This window comes from Spirillospora sp. NPDC048911 (assembly GCF_043198015.1).
Classification (GTDB): Bacteria; Actinomycetota; Actinomycetes; order Streptosporangiales; family Streptosporangiaceae; genus Spirillospora.
Map to the genome: position 1 here is coordinate 217,150 of NZ_JBICUD010000005.1, position 19,873 is coordinate 237,022.

Sequence of the window (19,873 nt, forward strand, 5' to 3'; positions counted from 1 at the left end):
ATGAAGCAAAGAGCCCGTCGAATTGTCACCTGGGTGACAAGGTGCGTTCAGGCGCGCCGGTGGCCCGGACCGGCGAAGACCGCCGCCGCGCCGAGCCCCAGATAGATGACGCCGGTGGCGAAGCGCTGGCGCCGCTGGAACGTCGGTCTGGCTCGCAGCCAGCCGGCGATCGAGTCGGCCGCGAGCGCGTACAGGATGTCGCTGACCAGCCCGATCAGTCCCGTGATCAGCCCCATGACCAGGATCTGCATGGGCACCGCGCCCGCCTTCTGGTCCACGAACTGCGGCAGGAACGCGAGGAAGAAGAGGATGACCTTGGGGTTGAGGACGTTGACCAGCGCGCCGTCCAGGTAGACGCGGCCCAGTGACTGCGGCTTGAGGTCGGGCGCGCCGTGGTCGCCGCGGCTGCGGAACGTACGGATCGCCATGTAGACCAGGTACGCGGCGCCCGCGTAGCGCACGATCCCGAACGCGGTCGAGGAGGCCGCGATCACCGCCGACAGGCCCGCCGCCGCGGCCGCCATGTGCACGATCGTGCCGGTCTCGACGCCGAGCGCGGACGCGATGCCCGCGCGCCGGCCCTCGGCGATGCTGCGCGTGGTGATGTAGAGGTGGTTCGGCCCGGGGATGACGATCAGGGTCGTCGCCGCGAGCAGAAAGAGCAGTGGATTCGTCACGTCTCGGACGTTACGGGGTCGTTCTGGACCCCGAGTAGGGCCAAACCGCCACAGCTGACGTGGACCAAACGGACCGCGCGATCAGGCTCCGGCGGGCGCCGGGCCGACGGCCAGGGCGCCCGCGAGCACGAGCCGCCCGGACGTGCGGACCATGCGCGTGACCTCCTCGGTCGGCCGCCGCAGCGCGGTGAGGCTGACCAGGGCGGCGAGCAGGATGTGCCCGAGCACGATCTCGACGTCGTCGAGGTCGGGCACGGGGTCGCCGATCGCCGCCGACAGGCGGTCACGGACGAACAGGAACAGCACCGTGCGGGCGTCGTCCACGCTGGAGTCGTCCGAGGTGACCGCCTGGATGATGGCCGACGTGAGCGTGAGCTCGCCGGCCGCGACCTCGACGATGCGCTCGAGCATCGTGGTGAGCCGCTCGGCCGGGGTGTCGCCGATGGCCAGCGCGTCGACGTCGTGGGTGACCCGGTGCGCCCAGGTGGCGGCGACCTCGGTGAGCAGGTGGTCCTTGGTGGCGAAGTAGCGGTAGACCGTCGCCCTCGCGACGCCCGCGCGGTCGGCCACGTCGTGCATGGTGACGGCCGGGTAGCCGCCCTCGTGCGCGAGGTCGCGGGCGGCGTCGAGCAGCCGTTCCCGCCGTGCCTGCTGGTCCTTGCTCAGCGTCCGCGTGACGGTGATCCGCACATCGCCGGTCAAGTGTCGCCTCCTATATGTGGCCGCGCCCATTCTCTCGCACATTTGTTACAACCCGGTCGCACATTGCGAGTCAGTAAGCGAAAACGCCCTTCGCGGACACGACCGCACGACCACAACCGGCCGCCGCTTCACGGCGCCCGCACCGGCGCGCGGCGCACATGAGCCCCGGCACTTGCCGCCCATCTCGCGGGACGTCAGGATGGCAGGAGGCTTGGCCTACCGCTTGCTTGGTTTGACCGTTCCGCGACGCTAGCCTAGACCGGAGTCTCACTCCCCGGGAGCCGCCCATGCAGCACCCCTCCCCCTCGACCGGCGTCATCGTCACCGGCGGCGCCTCCGGCATCGGGGCCGCCAGCGCCCGCGCTCTCGCCGAAGCCGGCCGCCCTGTCGCGCTCTGGGACCTGGCCGACCCCGCGACGCTCGCCAAGGAGATCGCCGAGAAGTACGGCGTCGCCACCCATCCCGTCACCATCGACGTCACCGACACCGCCGCCCTCCCCGCCGCCGTCGCCGCGAGCCGTACCGCCCTCGGCACCATCGGCGGCCTCGTGCACGCCGCCGGCAGGCCCGGGCCGCATCCGGTCGGCGACCTGACCGAGGAACGCTGGGACTCCGTCCTCGACGTCAACCTGCGCGCCCAGGCCCTTCTCGCCCAGGAGCTCCTCGCCGACCTCAAGACCCACCCCGGCTCCGCGATCGTCGGCATCTCCTCCATCGAGGCGTTCCTCGGCCAGGCGTTCATCCCGGCCTACTGCTCGTCCAAGGCGGGGCTGCTCGGCCTCACCCGATCCCTCGCCCACCTGCTCGGCGGCGACGGCGTCCGGGTGAACGCGGTCTGCCCCGGCTACATCGACACCCCGATGCTGCGCGGCTCCGCGCCCGCCGAATACATCGCGCGCTACTCCACCAAGGCCGTGCTCGGCCGCCTCGGCGATCCGGCCGAGGTCGCCAGGGCCGTGCGCTTCCTCATGAGCGACGAGGCCTCGTTCATCACCGGCACGCACCTCACCGTCGACGGCGGCACCACCGCGGTGGACCACTGATGGAGGCCCCATGAGCACATCCCTCGCCGGAACCGCCGCGCTCGTCACCGGCGGCGGCAGCGGCATCGGCCTCGCCTGCGCGCGCCGCCTCGCCGCGGACGGCGCGATCGTGACCCTCTGCGGCCGGACGGAGGAACGCCTCGCCCGGGCCGCCAAGGAGATCAGCACCAAGGAGATCGGCGCCATCGACATCGGCGCCAGGAACATCGAGGTCCGGCACATCGTCGCGGACGTCACCGACGAGGAGCAGATCGCGGCCGCCGTCGCGTTCGCCGCCGAGCCCGCGCCGCTGCGCGCCGTCGTCCACAGCGCGGGCGGCTCCACCTCGATCGGCCCGATCGGCGGGCTCGACACCGACGCCTGGCGCGCGACCCTCGAACTCAACGCGACCGGCACGATGCTCACGCTCAAGCACGCCGCGAACCAGATGGCGCGCACCGGCGGCGGCGCCTTCGTGGCCATCTCGTCGATCGCGAGCTCCAACACGCACCGCTGGTTCGGCGCGTACGGCGTCTCCAAGGCCGCCGTCGACCATCTCGTCGCGCTCGCCGCCGACGAGCTCGGCGGCGCCGGGATCCGCGTCAACGGCATCCGGCCCGGCCTCGTCCGGACCGAGCTCGTCGGCGGGATCGCCGAACCCGGCCCGATCCTCGACGACTACCTGGCCTGCATGCCGCTCGGCCGCGTGGGCGAGCCGGAGGACATCGCGGCGGCAGCCCGATTCCTCGCCGGCCCGGACTCGTCCTGGATGACCGGCCAGGTCATCAACGTCGACGGCGGCCACCATCTGCGCCGCGGCCCCGACCTCCGCGCCATGTTCGAGCCCATGTTCGGCGCCGGCGCCCTCGACGGCGTCCCCGAAGTGCCCGGACCCGAAGCGCCCTAGGAGCACGCCGATGACCGACCTCAACGTGGATCTGCTCGACGGGGAGATGTACGCGACCGACCCCTGGTCGGTGTACGCGCGGCTGCGCGCCGAGGCGCCCGTCTACCACGACGCCGCGAACGGCCTCTTCGGGATCTCCCGGCACGCCGACGTCTTCGCGATCGAGCGCGACGCCAGGCTGTGGAGCAACGCCGGCGGCTACCGCCCGCAGCTCCCCGCCGACCCGTCCATGATCGGCCAGGACGATCCCGAGCACATGCGCCGGCGCCGGCTCGTCTACGACCGCTTCACCCCGCGCGGGGTGGCCCGCTACGAGGACCGGATCCGCGCCACCGCGATCGACTGCGTCGACACCGCGCTGGCGAAGGGCACGGTCGACGCCGTCGCCGGGCTCGCCGCGCCGCTGCCCGCCCGCGTCATCGGCTGGCTGCTGGGCTTTCCCGAGGACGCCTGGCCGAAGATCGTGCACTGGTCGGAGACGGCGGGCCTCGCGGGCGGCGGCCGCCGCTACATCACCGACGAGGCGACCATCGCGGCCGGCGAGTTCGCGCTGGCCGCGCTGGAGATGGCGAAGGAACGCCGCGCCTGCCCGACCGACGACCTGCTGTCCATCTGGTCGAACGTGGGCCCCGGCCAGCCCGAGTACGACGACGAGCACCTCGCCCATGAGGCGCTGCTGCTGCTCGTCGGGGGCGCCGAGACGACCAGGACGGTCATCGCCACCGCGATCGACGCGCTCATCCGGCATCCGGCCCAGTGGGAGCTCCTCCGCGACGATCCGTCGCTCATCCCGGACGCGGTGGAGGAGTTCATCCGCTGGACGACGCCCATCCTCAACATGTGCCGCGTCCCCAAGCACGACACCGAGCTCCACGGCGTGACCATCCCGGCGGGCGAGCAGGTGCTCCTGATGTACGGGTCCGCCAACCGCGACGAGACCGTCTTCGAGGCACCCGACACGTTCGACGTGACACGCACGCCGGGCGACCACATCGCGTTCGGCCTCGGCGCCCACTTCTGCCTCGGCGCCTCGCTCGCACGGCTGGAGCTCCGCGTCTTCTTCGAGGAGTACCTCGCCCGCGTCGGCACCGCCGGATGGGCCGACGCCGAGGGGCCGCGCTTCTTCCGCAACGCCTTCTTCCGCGGGGTGAACGAGTTCCCCATCTCCCTCACCCCGCGGAGCCGCCCATGACGGCGGGCAAGCCGGACTACGCCCGGGCCCTGACCTATGCGACGTCGAGTTCGCGGCGGCGTTCGGCCCAGAGCAGCGAGTGACGGATGGCGTCCTCGATCGTGTACTCGGGCTGCCAGCCGAGCAGGGCCCGGGCCTTGGCCGGCCTGACGAAGGCGCCGACCACGTCGCCGGGACGGGCCGGGGCCTCCTCGGCCAGGAAGCCGTCGCCGACGACGTCCCGGAACGCGGTGACCAGCTCCCGTACCGTGGTGCCGTCGCCGGTGCCGAGGTTGATGACCTGGTAGGCCCGCTGCCGGCCGGCCGGCCGGAGCGCCGGCACGATCGCGTCGAAGCGGCTCGCCGCCTCGTAGAAGGCGCGCGCGATGTCCCAGACGTGGATGTAGTCGCGGATCGCGGTGCCGTCGCGGGTCTCCCAGTCCACGCCGGTGATCTTGAACGGGACGCCGAGCTGGTACGACTCGATCATCTTGCCGAGCGCGTGCGTGGGCTTGCTGTTCTGCAGGCCGGTGCGCAGCTGCGGGTCGGCGCCGATCGGGTTGAGGTAGCGCAGCGAGATGACGCGCAGCCCGTACGCGGTCGCGAAGTCGTGGAGCATCTCCTCGGCCATCATCTTCGAGCGCGTGTACGGATTCTGCGGGTCCAGGCCGGAGTCCTCCGTGACCGACAGGTCGGCCTCGGGCCGGTACATGCCGGCGGTGGACGCGAAGATCATCCGATCGCACGAGTTGCGGTGCAGGTGCCCGGCCAGTTCGAGCGTCTTGGCCAGGTTGACCCGGTAGTACCGCAGCGGGTCGGTCATGGAGTCGGGCACGACGATGAGCGCCGCGCAGTGCACGGTGACGGTGATGTCCGGGTGGTCGCGGAAGATCTGGTCGACCAGGTCGCCGTCCGCGATGTCGCCCTGATAGAAGATCTTTCCTTCGGTGAATTCCGGCCGGCCGGTGATGAGGCTGTCGAGCACGACGGGAGTGACACCCCGCTCGGCGAAGGCCGAGGCGATCGTGCTCCCGATGAACCCGGCGCCCCCAGTGATCAGGACTTTCACGGTGTTCCCCTGAAATCCGATGAGCTCCCCTGAATCTGTACGCACAGGATCAACAGGCAGTGGTGGACGGTCAACGCCGCGTCGTCCAGGTTGACCGGCTCCGGACTCGCGTCAACCAACGCGGAGCGCCGGGCGTCCGCGCGTGATTCGACCATGCGGGCACGCTCCCACCCACCCGGGACGGGATACGGACGTACCGGAGCGGTGGATTCGGCTCCCGTCCCGCGGCGTGGACCGGTCTCCGGTCCACGGCGTACAGCGTTTGGAGGATCCGTTCCGGCGCCGGACGCGTCATCGTCGTGGGCATGCAGCACATCCGCGTCCTCATCGTGGACGATCACGCACTGTTCGCCGAGGCCCTGTCCGCCCGCCTCGGCCGCGAGCCCGACCTGGTGATCCTGCCGGTGGCCGCCGACGTCCGGCGCGCCCTCGCGCTCACCGCGACCGAACGGCCGCAAGTGATCGTGCTCGATCTGACGCTGGGGCCCGAGAACGGCCTGGACGTGCTCGACCGGGTCCGCGAGCACCATCCGGACGTCCGGGTGGTGTGCCTCACCGCGATGAGCGACGTGGACGCGATCGTGCAGGCGATCCGGCGCGGCGCGGTCGGCTGGCTGTCCAAGACCGAGAGCGCCGACCTCGTGGCGCAGGTGATCCGGAGCGCGGCCCGGCGCGGCGGCTGGATCCCGCCGGACGTCCTCGGCGACGTGCTGCGCCGGCTCCTCGGCGACGATCCGGAGCCGAACGGCGGCGCCCAGCTGCTCGCCGACCTCACGCCGCGCGAGCGCGAGGTGCTCCAGTGCATGGTCGACGGCCTCAACCGGGCGGAGATCGCCGACCGGCTCGGCCTGTCCGCCAACACGGTCCGCACGCACACGCAGAACCTGCTGGCCAAGCTGGACATGCACTCGGCCCTGGAAGCGATCACGCTCGCGATGCGGGCCGGCATGCGCCCGGTACGCCGCGACTAGGGCCCTCGGGGCCTGTGGTGCAAACGACGTAGCGGGCCATCGTCTCGATGGGCGATTCGACCTCCGCCAGCCCTTCCTACGCTCGGGCCAACGTACAGCCGCGCCACGATGCGCGGAGCGAGCCCACGAGCGGGGCGCTGGAGGGAAGATCGTGGAGATCGACGAGGTCGCGGCGCGCGTCATCCGGAGTTACTGGGCGCTCCTGCTGGTCATGACGGTCCTCCCGCTGCTGCTCGTCGGGTACGTGATGAGCGGCCAGGAGCCGCCGCACGTCGCCAAGTCGCGGATCCAGGCCAGCAGCCGCGCCACCGACGCGGCCGCAGGGGACGCGGGCGTGAGCATCGTGGTGAGCCAGGTCAAGGCGTTCGCGACCAGCCACACCCTGCTGCTGCGGGTGCTGCGGGCGCAGAACGTCAACCGCGACCCGGAGAAGCTCGCCAAGCAGATCGGGGTCACCGGCTTGGGCACATCGACGATCGTCGAGATGTCGGTCAAGGATGCCGACCCCGACGTGGCGCGCAAGCTCACCGACGCCATCGGGACCGCCGTCGTCGACGAGATCAACGAGTCGAACCAGGGCGCGATCACCCGCCAGATCAAGGAGCTCGACAAGCGCATCCGGGAGCTGGAGAAGCGCCTGGGTCCGCTGTCGCGCCAGGCCGGTGCCGTGCCGAACCCCAGCATCAGCGCTGCCAACGAGCGCGAACGCGTCCAGGCCGAGCTGACCGATCTGCGCTCCAACCGCACCGACCTGCGCACCCAGCTCACCGCGGCCGGGACCGCCTCGGTGGTCCAGCCGGCCGTCCTTGCGCCGCAGTCCAACCCGGTGGTCATGATGTCGGCCATCGCCGGGCTGGTCGGGCTGATCTTCGGCATCCTCGTCGCGGTGGTGACCGAGATGTTCCGGCCCACGATCCCCGGCCAGAGCCGGGTGGCCAGGCGGCTCGGCGTGCCGCTGCTGGGCTGGGCCGACCGCACCGACGCCGAGCTCGTCGACCTGGGCCGCCGGATCCGCCTGGCCTCCAAGCGCGCCGGGGTCACGCGGGTGACGCTCGTCGGGACCGGCAAGGAGCCGCTGCCCCCGGAGCTGGTCTCCAAGGTGGCCGCCGCGGTGTACGGCGACGAGACCAAGGTCGTCACGACGGCCCGCCCCAGCGCCGCGAAGCCCGCGCCCGGCAAGCCCGGCGGCGACGGCAGCACCAACGCCGCGGCGAACGGCAAGGTCACGGACACGGGCAAGGACAAGGGCGCCGGCAAGAGCGACGGCACGTCCTCCTCAAGCGGCACGTCGGTCGTACGGGCGGGCAGCGGCACCGCGCTCAAGCCCAAGCCGTCCGGCAGCGAGGCCGTCTCCCCCAGCGAGCTGACGCAGCCGCTGCAGATCCCGGTGCGCGCCACCTGCCACGTGCACGCCTTCGAAGACATCGACCCGGGCGCCGACGACGAGGTCGGCGTGGTCGCGGTGGCCGGGCCGGTGACCCTGCTCACCGGCCTGGAGTCGGTCCGCGATCTGATCACCGCGTCCGGCTGGCCGCTGCTCGGGGTCGCCGCCACGGCACGGAAGACGAAGGGGTAGCCGACATGACCACCACCAGCGAGAAATCCAGCACCGAGAAATCCGGCACCGAGAAGTCCACGATCCCGTTCGCCGTTCCGACCGTGGCCGCCGGGGTGCCGGACGCCGTCGCGAAGGTGCTCGGCTCGGGCTGGATCACGACCGGCCCGCAGACCGCCGCGTTCGAGCAGGACTTCGCCGGATTCCTGGGCGCCACGCACGTCGTGGCGGTCTCCTCCTGCACCGCCGCGCTGGAGCTGTGCCTGCGCGCGATGAACCTGCCGCCCGGATCGGCGGTGCTCACGCCGAGCCTGACGTTCTGCGGAGCGATCAACGCCATCCTGCACGCGGGGCACCGGCCCGTCCTGGCCGACATCGACGAGGACACCCTCGTCGCGAGCCCCGAGACGGTCGCCGCGGCCGCCGCCCGCGTCGCGCCCGCCGCGATGGTCACGCAGAACCAGGGCGGTTACCCGGTCGACGTGGCGGCGCTCACCGAGGCGGCGGGCCTGGACCGCACGAGGGTGATCGAGGACGCGGCGCACGGGCCGGGCGCGGCCCGCGACGGCGTCCCGGTCGGCGCCCACTCCTTCGCGGCCTGTTTCTCTTTCTATGCCACCAAGAACATGCCGATCGGTGAGGGCGGCGCGGTCGCCACCAGCGACCAGGAGCTCGCCGACCGCGTCAAGTCCATGCGGTTGCACGGTATGAGCAAAGACTCCTGGCGCCGTTACCTTCCGGGTGGCAGCTGGCGCTACGACGTGAAGAACGTCGGCCTCAAAGGCAACATGACCGACGTCCAGGCTGTCATCGGCCGCGCCCAGCTCGCCGCCCTGCCCGCATGGCAGCGGGAACGCGCCGAGCTCGTCGCCCGCTATGACGAGGCCCTGTCCGGCCTGCCCAACCTGACGCTTCCCCAGCGCCACCTGGACGGCGTCCAGCACGCCTGGCATCTCTACCAGATACGCGTACCGGACAGGGACGCCATCATCGCCGAGCTGGAGACGGCGGGCGTCGGCACGTCCGTGCACTTCATCCCGGCCCATCACATGACCTCCTACCGGTCGATCCTCGGCCCCGAGGAGTGCGCGACGGTCCCGGTCACCGACCGGGTGGCCGACGAGCTGCTCTCGCTGCCGCTCTATCCCGGCCTGCCCGCCGCCGCCCAGGACCGCGTCGTCGCCGCGATCACCGAGGCTCTGCGGACACGAGGCTGACCGTGCCCAGGTTCCTGCGGCGCGGCCCGCTGTCCCGCCCGAGGGGCGAGGACCCCCCGCGCCCCGCGTGGCGGCTCCGCCGCCCGGGCGAGCCCCTCGCCCCGGCGCCGCCCGCCGAGGTGAGCCCGCTGGCCCGGCTGATGGGCCGGGACGAGGTCGTCCTGACCGGGCTGCGCGGCCACCGGCTCGTCGCGGGCCGGCGGGTGCTGGTCACCGGCGCCTGCGGAACGCTCGGGTCTGCCTTCTGCCACCAGGTGAAGAACCTCGGCCCGGCCGCGCTGTGCCTCGTCGACCGGGACGGCCCGCGGCTGAGCCGGCTCGGGCACGAGATGACGGGCCGCCTCGACGCGGAACGGATCACCCTCGCCGAGACCGACGTGAGCGACCGGGCCGCCGTCGACGACGTCTTCCGCACCGCCCGGCCCGACCTGGTGTTCCACACGGCGGGGCAGAACGAGCTCGCCAAGGTCGAGTCGGAGCCGTGCCGGGGCGTCACCGCCAACGTGGTCGGCACCCGGCATGTGGTGGCCGCCTCCGTCCAGCACGACGTGACGCGCATGGTGTTCGTCTCGTCCGACAAGGCCGCCGACCCGACGTCGGTGTTCGGCGCGACGATGCGGCTGGGCGAGCTGCTCACGCAGAGCGCGACCGGCGGCCCGACCCGCTTCGCCGCCGTCCGGATCGGCAACATCATCGGTGAGCCGGGCGCGCTGCTGAGCACGCTCGCGCACCGCATCTCCTCGGGCGAGGTCGTCACGATCACCCATCCGGAGGTCGCCCGCCACTTCATGACCGTGGACGAGGCGGCCGGGCTGCTCCTGGAGGCGGCCGCGCTCGCCGAGGAGGCCGAGACGTTCGTGCTCGACATGGGCAGCCCCGTCCCGGTGATCGAGCTCGTGCACCGGTACGCCGAGCAGCTCCGGCTGCCCGAGGTGACCATCCGGTTCAGCGGGCTCGGGCCGGGCGAGAAGCTCGCCGAGAAGACCTTCGCCGACTCCGAGCGGCGGATCCGCACCGCGCATCCCAAGATCTGGGCCACCCGGCCCGCGCCGCCCCCCGCCGGGCTCCCGCAGCTGCTCGACGCCCTGTGCGACGCCGCCGGCACCGGCGACGACGACGAGGTGCGCCTGCTGCTGCGGCGGCTGCTCCCCGAGTATCACCCCGTACGACGCCCGCGCCCCCAGCGCGAGCCGGGCGGCGACCCGCCGCTCTGCGACGCGGGCTGCAGCCCCGATCCACCCGGCCTGTGAGGTGCTCCATGGGTACAAGCCGCAAGCTCAGAGTGGCCACCGTGATCACGCGGTTCAACGGCGGCGCCGGTCAGGTGGCGCTGAACGGCGCACTCGCCCTGCCGCCCGGCGACTACGAACGCGCCGTCATCACCGGCGGCGTCGGCATCGACAGCAAGGCCGGCGGGGCGGGCGGTGAAGCGGCGGCGAGCGTGCTGTACGGGGACGAGGCGGTGGCCAACGCGGCCGCCGGCGACCTCACCCCGCGCGCCCGGGCGGCCGGCATGGAGATCGTCCAGGTGCGGTCCCTCGTCCCGCAGATCTCGCCGCGCGACGACCTGGCCGCGCTGCGCACGCTCACCCACGTCCTGGCCGAGGGCCGGTACGACGTGGTGCACACCCACAGCGCGAAGGGCGGCGTCATCGGCCGGGTCGCGGCGGCGCGCGCCGGGGTGCCGCGGATCGTGCACACCTGGCACGGCTTCCCCTTCAACGAGTTCCAGTCGTGGGCGCGGCGCCGCGCCTACATCGCGCTCGAACGCGTCGCGGCCAAGCACACCGACGCCTTCCTGGCCATCGGCTCCGAGACGATCACCACCGCGCTGCGCCTCGGCCTGACCACGCCGGAGCGGGTGCGGCTGTCCTGGCCCGCCGTCGACACCGCCGCGTACACGACCATGCCGGGCTCGCGCGCGCAGGCGCGGCGGCGCCTCGATCTGCCGCTCGGCGTGAAGGTCGTCGGCTCGGTCGGCCGGCTCACGTTCCAGAAGGGGCCGGAGATCTTCGTCCGGGCGCTGGCCGGATTGCCCGACGACGTGTTCGGGCTGTGGGTCGGCGGCGGTCCGATGGCCGGCAAGCTCGCCGATCTGACGGCCAAGCTCGGCGTCGAGGACAGGATGCGCTGGCTCGGCCACCGCGACGACGTCGCCGACGTGCTGCCCGCGTTCGACCTCATGGCGATGGCCAGCCGCTGGGAGGGCCTGCCGTGCGTGCTGGTCGAGGCGATCAGCGCGGGCATCCCGCTGGTCGCCACCGCCGTGCCGTCCAACCAGGACCTCGTGCTCGCCGGGGAGACCGGCCTGCTCGTGCCGCCGCAGGACGCGGGGCAGCTGGGCCGCGCCATCGCGCACCTCCTCGACAACCCGGCGGCGGCGGCCCGGATGGCCGAGCGCGCCCGGGACCGGGTCGGCGACTGGTTCTCCCCCGGCTACCTCGGCGACGTGCTCGACGACACCTACCGGGGGAACTCCAAGCGGCCGTTCCAGAAGTGAGCGGGAGAGTGATGATGTCGCCGACCACCAAGGCTCCGCGGGTCGAACCGCCGCCGGCCGCGGCGGCGACGGTCACGTCCGACCCGGCGCCCGCGCCGGGACCCGCGCCTCAGCCGGAACTGCGGCGCCGCCGGTCGCTGGCCGCCATCGTCACGGTGTTCGGCATCGCGTCGCTGCCGATGCTGATGCCGTTCGGGATGGGCCCGGGACCGGGCAACACCGGGCTGCCGGACGCCGCGCTGATCGTGGTGACGGCGGTCGTGCTGCTGTGGGCGGGCTCGCGCAAGCAGGCGATCCGCTGGCCGTTCCTCATCCCCACCCTGCTCACCATCATCGCGGGCGGCATCGCCTCGATCGCGAACGAGGGCATCGGCGCGCTGACGCTGGTCAAGGACCTGTTCGTGCTGCTGTGGGCGGTCAGCCTCGCCAACCTCGGCCGTGACCCGGCGCTGCTCCGCGTCGCCATCAAGTCCTGGGTGTGGATCGGCACCTTCTACGCGCTGGTCATGATCTTCGGCTTCGTGATCGGGAACGACACGCTGTCGGGCAAGCAGATCGACGGCGAGCGGGCGATGTTCACGTTCGGCGACGCCAACTACGCCTCGAACTGGTTCATCTGCGTCTTCTTCGTCTCGCGTGCCTGCCGGTTCCCGGAGCGGAACGCGCACCGGTACGCGATCTGCGGCATCCTCCTGGTCGCCGAGGTGCTGACCGGCTCCAACGGCGGCGCGCTGGCGCTCGGCTGCGCGATCGTGCTCGGCCACCTCTTCCGGCTGTTCCGGGAGGGCAAGGCGCACCAGGCGCTCGCCACGGGCACGCTGGCGGTGTTCCTCGGCGGCGGCGGCGTGGCCCTGCTCTCGGTCGTCGACATCCAGCCGCTCCTCGACCGCGCGAGCGCGACCTCGCCCATCCTGCGCGACTCGATCGGCAGGACCACCGGGGAGAGCACCGAATCGCGCAGCACGGTCTTCGGCACCACGGTCCGGATGATGGAGGAGCAGCCGCATCCGTGGGGCATCGGCCCGGGGCACACCGAGAAGGCGATGCTCGTCAACCAGGAGACCTACGTCCGCGAGGCGCACAACGACTACATCGCGGCGGTACTGGAACGCGGCTTCCTCGGCGGCATCGCGCTGATCGTGCTCATCTTCGTCCTGCTGCTCAAGTGCACGCGCATCGCGCGGCGTGACGCGCTCAAGCCCGAGTACGCCCGGCTGGTGCCGAGACCCGAGCTCTTCGGCGCGCTCGTCGCGGTGTTCCTCATCTCCGGGCTCTTCTACGAGACGTTGCACTACCGCCACGGCTGGGCGTTCTTCGGCCTGATCGCCGCCCTGGACCTCTTCGGCCGGAGGGACGCCGCATGACCGACACGCAGACCCCCGGTACGCAGACCCCCGGCGCCCAGACGCCTGCCGCCGCGCCGGCGGCGGCACCGGCACCGGCACCGGCGCGCACGATCACCGGCAGGCTCGTCGCGCTGATGGCGGGGAACATGGCCGGCCGCGTGGGCGCGCTGGCCTCGCTCGGCATCGCGACCGTCATGGTGGCGCGGATCGGCGGGCCCGCCCTGGTCGGCGCGTTCACGCTCGTCCGGATCCTGCCGGGGCTGCTCTGCCACCTGTCGAACGCAGGGCTCCCCGCAGCCGCGCCGTACTTCCTCGCAGGCAAGGAGTACGACCAGTCGCGGGTCCGGCCGACGCTGGCGTGGCTGACCGTCGTGGGCGCGCTGATCGGCGGGCTCTCCTGGCTCGGCCTCAGCCCGCTGATCTACCTCGGGTTCTTCAAGTCGTTCGGCTACTGGGTGGTGCTCGCCGCGACGGTCCCCGCGTTCACCCAGGGGTTCGTCTCGGTCGGCAAGGGGCTGCTTCAGGGCACCGACGACATGCGCGGCGCGAGCTTGGCGATCGCGGTCGAGGAGTTCGTCTTCCTGCCGATCTACCTGGTCATCCTGCTCGGCTGGTACGGGCCGGGCGCACTGATCACCGGGCTGGTGCTCGCGGACGTGGCCGCGGCCGCCTGGATCGCGGTCCGGCTCGCACGACGCGAGTTCTTCACCGGATGGGGCCGCCCCGACCTGCGGCTGGCGCGCACCGTCTCCGGCTACGGCTTCCGCGGCTACCTCGGCCAGCTCATCGACCTGCTGCAACTGCGCTTCGACATGGCCCTGCTCGGCGCGCTCGCGGGGCCGAAGGTCCTGGGCGTCTACACGGTCGCCAGCAAGTTCGCCGAGCTCGTGCAACTGCCAGGGCTGGCGGTCAACTACGTCCTCTATCCCGACTTCGCCAAGGAGAGCCGGGCGGAGGCCACCCGCCGCACGCGCAAACTCATCCTCCCCGCGTTCGGCGTCTCGGTGCTGGCCGCGCTGCCGCTCGCGGCCATCGCGGGAACGGCGCTGCCGTGGGTGTTCGGCGACGTCTTCGACGACGCGGTGGTGCCGACCTACATCCGGCTCGCCGGGGTCGTCACCTTCGGCGTCACCGGGCTGATCATGGCGTACCTGTACGGCGTCGGCCGGCCCGGCGCCGCCTCCACCGGGCAGGCGATCGGCCTCGTGGTGGTCGTCCTCTCCGGCGTGCTGCTGATCCCGTCGTACGAGGCCGAGGGCGCCGCGATCGCCACCGCGCTCTCCTTCGTCGCCACCACCGCCGCGTTGCTGGCGTGGTTCTTCCACGTCGCGCGCCTCCAGAAGAAGCAGCTCCCCGAGAAGAAGGGGTGACCGCATGTCCGCCGAGAAGGAGTTCGGACCTCCCAAAGAACTCGAGACGCGTTCGGTCGATCCGTCGGACGGCATCGCGCCCTCCAGGGGACGCCGCGTCCTCGACATCGCCGGGGCGCTCGCCGGTCTGGTGCTGCTGAGCGTGCCGCTGCTCTGCCTCTACCTGCTCGTGAAGATGACGAGCCCGGGGCCGGGGATCTTCAGGCAGACGCGGGTCGGGCAGGGCGGGCGGCCGTTCGTCATGTACAAGTTCCGCACCATGCGCGAGGGCGTCGGCGGGCTGACCGTCACCGCCAACTGCGACCCGCGGCTGACCAAGGTCGGCAAGCTGATGCGGGAATGGTCGCTGGACGAGCTGCCGCAACTGGTGAACGTGCTGCGCGGCCACATGACGCTGGTCGGGCCGCGGCCCGAGACGTACGACCTGGCCGTGCACTACGACGCGCACTGCCGCTGGATCTTCGACCACCGGCCCGGCCTCACCGGCGTCTCGGAGGTGCGCTTCCGCGACTTCGACGTGCTGCCGCCGGGCGAGGAGGTCGATCTCGTCAACTACATCGAACGCATCGTCCCGGCTCGCGTCCAGGTCGACGCGATCTACCTGAGCCACCCGTCGATGCGCGCCACCTTCCGCGCGCTCTGGGACACCGTGCGGCACATACTCGGCTTCCAGATCCCGCCGCTGCAGGTCACCGCGGACGGCACCGTGGCGCAACGGCCCGCGCCCGCGCCCCGGTCACCCGCACCACTGCACCAGGCCGACGGCCAGCGGGTGGAGGAGCCGGGCTCGGCCGCCTGACGTTCCGCCCCGGGGAAGGACATCGTCGATGGACATCCGCTTCAAGGTCTCGGCCGTGGTCGCCACGGTGGTGCTCGTCGCGGGCTTCCTCTTCTATGTGCAGCGCAGCGCCTCCGACACCCACGAGCCGTACCGCGGGCCACTCGCCAGCCCCGGCGTGGCCGCCACCAGTCCCGGCATGACCCTGCACATCACGCTCAACACCAAGCCGGGCGACCATCCGCGGCTCAAGGAGCTCGGCTACGACCTCGTCGACGTCAAGCCCGACGACGGCGATCTCGCCGCGCTGCCCGAGGGCATGCGGGCGCTGCTCTGGGCCGGCAACTTCCAGTGCGACGACTTCGAGCTGTCGTACGACGAGTTCACCGCCGCCGTCCGGAAGTACGGCAGCCATCCCAAGGTGTACGGCTGGTATCTGTCGGACGAGCCCGATCCCGGCACGTGCCCCAAGATCGCCGGTGACATCCGCCGCCGCGCCGACTACGTGAAGCGGCACGCCCCCGGGCAGGTCACGTTCATCTCGCTGACCGACTTCCCGATGAAGCCGGTCACCCCGAAGAAGGTGAACGTCGATCTCGTCGGCCTCGATCCCTACCCATGCAAGGGCGCCTCGAAGGCCCGCGCGGAGTGCAACATCGACGCGATCGACCGCATGGTGCGCATGGCCGACGACGCGGGCATCCCGCGGCGCGTGATCGTGCCGGTCTTCCAGACGTTCGGCACGGAGTGCTCAGACGGCCCCCGGCACTACTGGCTGCCGACCGCGGGCCAGTTCCGGGAGCTGCTGCGGCGCTGGGACCGGCTCGTCCCGCGGCCCCCGCTCGACATCGCGTACTCGTGGGGACACCAGGGCGAGTGGGCCTGCCCGACGCTCGCCGACGCCGACGGCCGGAACGGGCATCCCGACCTGCAGTCGCTCCTCAAGGAGCACAACGCGAGATGAGTGGCCGAATCAGCGGTGACCGGGTGATCAGCCGCCGGCCGCGGTGCCCCCGTCGTCGCCGCCGAGGAGCGGCACCTGCACGTGGCCCAGCTGGAGCGCGGCCACTTCGAGCAGGCCGACCATCACGACGAACGCGACGATGAGCACGCCGATCCGCTTCGGTGTGTTCAGCGCGTCCAGCTTCCCGAACACGGCCGCCAGCCTGCTCGCCAGCTCGGCCTTCTTGCCCGCCATTCCCCGACACTCCCCCCGAAACCCGTTCAAAGCAAAGGCAAACCTTACCGTTACGGACATGGGGGAGAGTGACCAGGGTACCAAAACGTGATCTTGCCGGGCTCAGGCCAGCCGGCGGCTGGTCAGGTTGGCCGACCGGGCGTTGATGCACACGCCGGTGGTGAGGTCGAACGCGAAGTTGTGGGCGAGGCAGTGCAGCCGCCCGTCGCGGATGACGGCGCCGACCGCGAGGTCCTCTCCGGCGTGCGGGCAGTACCGCGGGATGTCGTAGGAGTGGCCGGCCGACTCCACCACGATGCGCTCCGACTCGTCGCGGCCCGTCTCGTACGCCTCGACGGCCTGCAGCGCGGGCGCGTTGGCGTGCTTGAGGAGGCCGACCAGATAGTCGTTGTAGACGTCGGGGTCGCGGTAGAGGCTGAGCCGGAACGAGATCAGCAGATCCTCCCAGGCGAGCCGGCCCTTGAGGATGCCGTCCACCCAGCGTCCCGCGGTGGTGATCCGGTAGTGCGGGCGCGTGCCCTGGCGGGCCACTCCCACCGTGAGCCCGTCCGGGGAGAAGTCGACGTCCCAGACGCCCCCGTTCGGCCCGGTGATCTCGAAGCGGACCAGCATGCCGATCTGGCGCAGGAAGTAGTCGCTCAGGCCGCCCAGGTACTCGAAGTGGGCGACGAAGCGATCGAAGAGCCCCGCGTCGGGCACCGGGTACTCGGCGAGGACCTCCTCGATGTGCGCGGCGCGGTCGGCGGTGTAGCGGGCGAGGTAGTCCGGCCTGGCCTCGTCGCCGAACTCGAACGCGGCCGACGTGGGGTCGAGCGTGATCTCGCCCGTGTCCAGGTCGATGGTGTCGCCCGGCTTGAAGTACTCCCAGCGCTGGGCGGGGAGGTGTTCGCGCAGCCATCCGGTGGCGACCGACGCGTCGCAGAACGCGCCGTCCGCCTGGTCGAGCACCCAGTTGAGCCGCTCGACCTCCTCGCCCAGGAAGCACGGCGGCCCGGCGAACGGCACCGCCAGCTCGGGCGCGGTCTGCCGGACGAGCCGCTGGGCCGCGCGCAGCTTGGCCACGCGCTTGTCCATGGAGACCTTGGCCATCTCCTCCGGCGGGTACTCGTAGCAGATCGGATGCCAGGAGGCGCCCGCGGTCTGCAGGGCCATGAGGTCGAGCCGCCCGCCCGCCTGATGCTTGGCGCGGCGGGCCTGTGCCGCGGTCAGCCGGGCGTCGTTGCAGTGCAGGATCCCGCGCCCGTCGGCAACTATCAGAAATGCCGCGTCATGACACATTGGGGACAGCTCTGGAATCGCGGTGATCCATGATCCGCGATTGTCGAGAGGGAATTTCTCCCAGGCCGGGATCTCGATTACCTGACGGGCTCCCGCGGCCTCCTGCATCCGTTCCCGGAAGGCGGGTCCGGGGTAACGCGGAATGAGGATTCTGGCCCGTTCGGGAAGGCGCGCGATGACCCAGGGATCGAAATGATCTAGATGCTCGTGGGACACGGCGATCCAGTCGGCATCGAGCAACGCGGGAACGTCAAGATGATCGTTTCTCGGGTACTGGTGCCAGGCCCCGAGAAACGCACCCGTTGGAGCGAGCCACGGGTCCGCGAGCAGGTGGAACGCGTCCCCGTCGACCGCCAGCCCTGCATGTCCGAGAAAGGTGACCGTCGGCATACCAAGACTGTCGCTCCGGGGGATGGCGTTCACACCCACCGGAATGCGCAAGGTAACTACGCCGTAGGCATGAAAGAAATGGCGAGAGCAAAACCGACAATCTTGGCTTGGACGCCCCGACAATGGGGAGGGTTTACCTCAACTCGGCTATGTCCACTTCCGGTCATGGCTCGGTCGGTTGCGGTCAATTGTCTGGACAGAGGTGGCGTTTCGGGTGACGGTCATCATGGTGCTGGTATTACGGACGGGGGTCCATCCATGAAAAACGGGCAGTCTCGGTCATCACCGTTGGACACGCCCGAATACGCCGCGACGCTCACCGGGGTGAGCCCGCGGGGGCCCGAGCCGGGGGACTCGGCCCTGTGGCGGCGGCGGCTACGGCACGACATCAGGCACGAACTCGGAACGATCATCATGCTCGCCTCGGCGGTGGTCGTGGCCGACGACATCGGCGCCGGCAGCCGCGAGCGCATCGAGCAGCTGCTCGGCGAGACGCGGTGGCTCGACCATCTGATCCGCCAGCTCGACGAGGACAACGACGACGACATCACCACCCAGCCCATGGTCTGCCCGGAACGCATCCAGGTCGACGGCCTCACCGCCGAGGTCGTCACCGGCATGCGCCTCGCCACCTCGCACGAGGTGGCGTTCGAGGGCACCGCGGCCTGGGCGCACATGGACCCGGTGGCGCTGTGGCGGGCGCTCCGGAACGTCCTCGACAACGCCTGCCGGGTGGCCGCCGGCCGGGTCGACGTCCGTGTCGGCGTCGACCAGGGCTGGGTCACCATCCAGGTGGACGACGACGGACCGGGATTCGGCGCGGGCACGGGCGGGCTGGCCTCGCTGGGGCTCGGCATCGTGCACGACCTGATCTCGGGTTACGGCGGCAGCCTGGAGATCCGTACCTGCGAGATGGGCGGCGCGCGCGTGCGCATGCTGCTGCCCTCGGCCCCGCCCGTGGAGATGACGGACATGACGAAGGACGACTGGCGGCTCCATCCGTGAGGGTCATCATCTGCGACGACCACGCCGTCTTCGCCGACTCGTTGTCGCTGGTGCTCAACGACGCGGGACACGTCGTCGTGGGGGTGGCGTACTCCCCCGACGACGTGCTCCCCGTGCTGCGGGGCAGGCGGGCAGATGTCTGCCTGATCGACCTGCACTTCCCGGGCGGCACGATCCTGGAGTGGATGCCGCGGCTGCGCGCCGCCGCGCCCGAGACCATGTTCGTGGTGCTGACCGGCTACCTCGACCGGGCGGTCCTGGACGCGGGCATCGCCGCCGGCGTCCGCGGGTTCGCGCACAAGGGGCAGCAGGCCGGCGACATCCTGACCGTGCTGCGGCGCGTCGCCGGCGGCGAGGTCGTGATCGACCAGGGCACCCGCCGGGACGCCCTGGACGTCCGGCCGCGCAGCCAGGCGCAGAAGGTCGCGCAGTTCCTCACCCCGCGCGAGCGCGAGGTGCTCACCAGGCTGGCCCGGGGCGAGTCCACCCAGGCGCTCGCCAAGGCGATGGGCGTCACGCGCAGCACCGCCCGCAGCCACGTGCAGAGCGTGCTGAGCAAGCTCGGCGTGCACTCCCAGCGCGAGGCCGTGATCGAGGCCGCGCGGCACGGCCTGGTGAGCGTCGAGACCGGCGAATGGCTGGTCGGCTGACCGGACGCCCGAGGCATCGCGGCAGTTGCGCGTTCGACACGACCGAAACCGGACATAGAGGGGAGAG

Annotated in this window: 19 protein-coding genes; 14 read left to right on the top strand and 5 right to left on the bottom strand. The window is 71.5% G+C overall.

Going from position 1 to position 19,873, the window contains the following annotated elements; all coding sequences use genetic code 11:
* Positions 1-47: 47 nt before the first annotated feature.
* Positions 48-677 carry a LysE family translocator gene (locus tag ACGFNU_RS23850; protein WP_392596893.1) on the bottom strand — a complete coding sequence of 210 codons (630 nt, stop codon included), beginning with the start codon at positions 675-677 and terminating at the stop codon, positions 48-50.
* A gap of 81 nt (positions 678-758) precedes the next feature.
* A complete protein-coding gene (locus tag ACGFNU_RS23855; RefSeq protein ID WP_392596894.1) occupies positions 759-1,379 on the bottom strand; it encodes a TetR/AcrR family transcriptional regulator in 621 nt (206 codons plus the stop codon).
* Between the two features lie 287 nt (positions 1,380-1,666).
* On the opposite strand from ACGFNU_RS23855, the gene ACGFNU_RS23860 reads away from it, so the two are divergent.
* Genes ACGFNU_RS23860 through ACGFNU_RS23870 form a run of 3 tightly spaced genes read left to right on the top strand, consistent with a single transcriptional unit; the run spans position 1,667 to position 4,500 of the window.
* Positions 1,667-2,422: an SDR family NAD(P)-dependent oxidoreductase gene (locus tag ACGFNU_RS23860; protein WP_392596896.1), complete on the top strand. Its 756-nt coding sequence runs from the start codon at positions 1,667-1,669 to the stop codon at positions 2,420-2,422.
* A gap of 10 nt (positions 2,423-2,432) precedes the next feature.
* Complete coding sequence (locus ACGFNU_RS23865; protein ID WP_392596898.1) at positions 2,433-3,308, top strand: SDR family oxidoreductase; 876 nt, start codon at positions 2,433-2,435, stop codon at positions 3,306-3,308.
* 10 nt (positions 3,309-3,318) lie between these two features.
* A complete protein-coding gene (locus ACGFNU_RS23870; protein WP_392596900.1) occupies positions 3,319-4,500 on the top strand; it encodes a cytochrome P450 in 1,182 nt (393 codons plus the stop codon).
* 34 nt (positions 4,501-4,534) lie between these two features.
* On the opposite strand, the gene galE is transcribed toward ACGFNU_RS23870, so the two are convergent.
* Positions 4,535-5,548, bottom strand: coding sequence for a UDP-glucose 4-epimerase GalE (gene galE / locus ACGFNU_RS23875; RefSeq protein WP_392596901.1), 1,014 nt, complete (start codon positions 5,546-5,548; stop codon positions 4,535-4,537).
* A 305-nt stretch (positions 5,549-5,853) separates the two neighbouring features.
* On the opposite strand from galE, the gene ACGFNU_RS23880 reads away from it, so the two are divergent.
* The 9 genes from ACGFNU_RS23880 (at position 5,854) to ACGFNU_RS23920 (ending at position 16,249) form a co-directional block, all read left to right on the top strand.
* Positions 5,854-6,519 carry a response regulator gene (locus ACGFNU_RS23880; RefSeq protein WP_392596903.1) on the top strand — a complete coding sequence of 222 codons (666 nt, stop codon included), beginning with the start codon at positions 5,854-5,856 and terminating at the stop codon, positions 6,517-6,519.
* Between the two features lie 151 nt (positions 6,520-6,670).
* Entirely contained in the window at positions 6,671-8,095 is a 1,425-nt protein-coding gene (locus ACGFNU_RS23885) for a hypothetical protein (protein WP_392596905.1), read from the top strand.
* 5 nt (positions 8,096-8,100) lie between these two features.
* Complete coding sequence (locus tag ACGFNU_RS23890; protein ID WP_392596906.1) at positions 8,101-9,291, top strand: DegT/DnrJ/EryC1/StrS family aminotransferase; 1,191 nt, start codon at positions 8,101-8,103, stop codon at positions 9,289-9,291.
* 2 nt (positions 9,292-9,293) lie between these two features.
* A complete protein-coding gene (locus ACGFNU_RS23895; RefSeq protein ID WP_392596908.1) occupies positions 9,294-10,541 on the top strand; it encodes an SDR family NAD(P)-dependent oxidoreductase in 1,248 nt (415 codons plus the stop codon).
* A gap of 8 nt (positions 10,542-10,549) precedes the next feature.
* Positions 10,550-11,791, top strand: coding sequence for a glycosyltransferase (locus ACGFNU_RS23900; protein WP_392596910.1), 1,242 nt, complete (start codon positions 10,550-10,552; stop codon positions 11,789-11,791).
* Positions 11,792-11,802: 11 nt separating this feature from the next.
* Positions 11,803-13,155 (top strand): O-antigen ligase family protein, encoded by a 1,353-nt coding sequence (locus tag ACGFNU_RS23905; RefSeq protein WP_392596911.1) that lies wholly within the window; start codon positions 11,803-11,805, stop codon positions 13,153-13,155.
* Complete coding sequence (locus ACGFNU_RS23910; protein WP_392596913.1) at positions 13,152-14,507, top strand: lipopolysaccharide biosynthesis protein; 1,356 nt, start codon at positions 13,152-13,154, stop codon at positions 14,505-14,507. Before ACGFNU_RS23905 ends, ACGFNU_RS23910 begins: the two co-directional genes overlap by 4 nt.
* 4 nt (positions 14,508-14,511) lie before the next feature.
* The gene (locus tag ACGFNU_RS23915; RefSeq protein ID WP_392596915.1) at positions 14,512-15,306 is read left to right on the top strand and encodes a sugar transferase; all 795 of its coding nucleotides are present in this window, start codon (positions 14,512-14,514) and stop codon (positions 15,304-15,306) included.
* 28 nt (positions 15,307-15,334) lie between these two features.
* Entirely contained in the window at positions 15,335-16,249 is a 915-nt protein-coding gene (locus ACGFNU_RS23920; RefSeq protein ID WP_392596917.1) for a hypothetical protein, read from the top strand.
* A gap of 27 nt (positions 16,250-16,276) precedes the next feature.
* On the opposite strand, the gene ACGFNU_RS23925 is transcribed toward ACGFNU_RS23920, so the two are convergent.
* Both ACGFNU_RS23925 and ACGFNU_RS23930 read right to left on the bottom strand, forming a co-directional pair.
* A complete protein-coding gene (locus ACGFNU_RS23925; RefSeq protein WP_392596919.1) occupies positions 16,277-16,483 on the bottom strand; it encodes a hypothetical protein in 207 nt (68 codons plus the stop codon).
* A 102-nt stretch (positions 16,484-16,585) separates the two neighbouring features.
* Entirely contained in the window at positions 16,586-18,151 is a 1,566-nt protein-coding gene (locus ACGFNU_RS23930; protein ID WP_392596920.1) for a Rieske 2Fe-2S domain-containing protein, read from the bottom strand.
* Between the two features lie 288 nt (positions 18,152-18,439).
* On the opposite strand from ACGFNU_RS23930, the gene ACGFNU_RS23935 reads away from it, so the two are divergent.
* Both ACGFNU_RS23935 and ACGFNU_RS23940 read left to right on the top strand, forming a co-directional pair.
* Complete coding sequence (locus tag ACGFNU_RS23935) at positions 18,440-19,156, top strand: sensor histidine kinase (RefSeq protein ID WP_392596921.1); 717 nt, start codon at positions 18,440-18,442, stop codon at positions 19,154-19,156.
* The gene (locus tag ACGFNU_RS23940) at positions 19,153-19,806 is read left to right on the top strand and encodes a LuxR C-terminal-related transcriptional regulator (RefSeq protein ID WP_392596922.1); all 654 of its coding nucleotides are present in this window, start codon (positions 19,153-19,155) and stop codon (positions 19,804-19,806) included. The genes ACGFNU_RS23935 and ACGFNU_RS23940 overlap by 4 nt, the downstream gene beginning before the upstream one ends.
* Positions 19,807-19,873 lie beyond the last annotated feature (67 nt).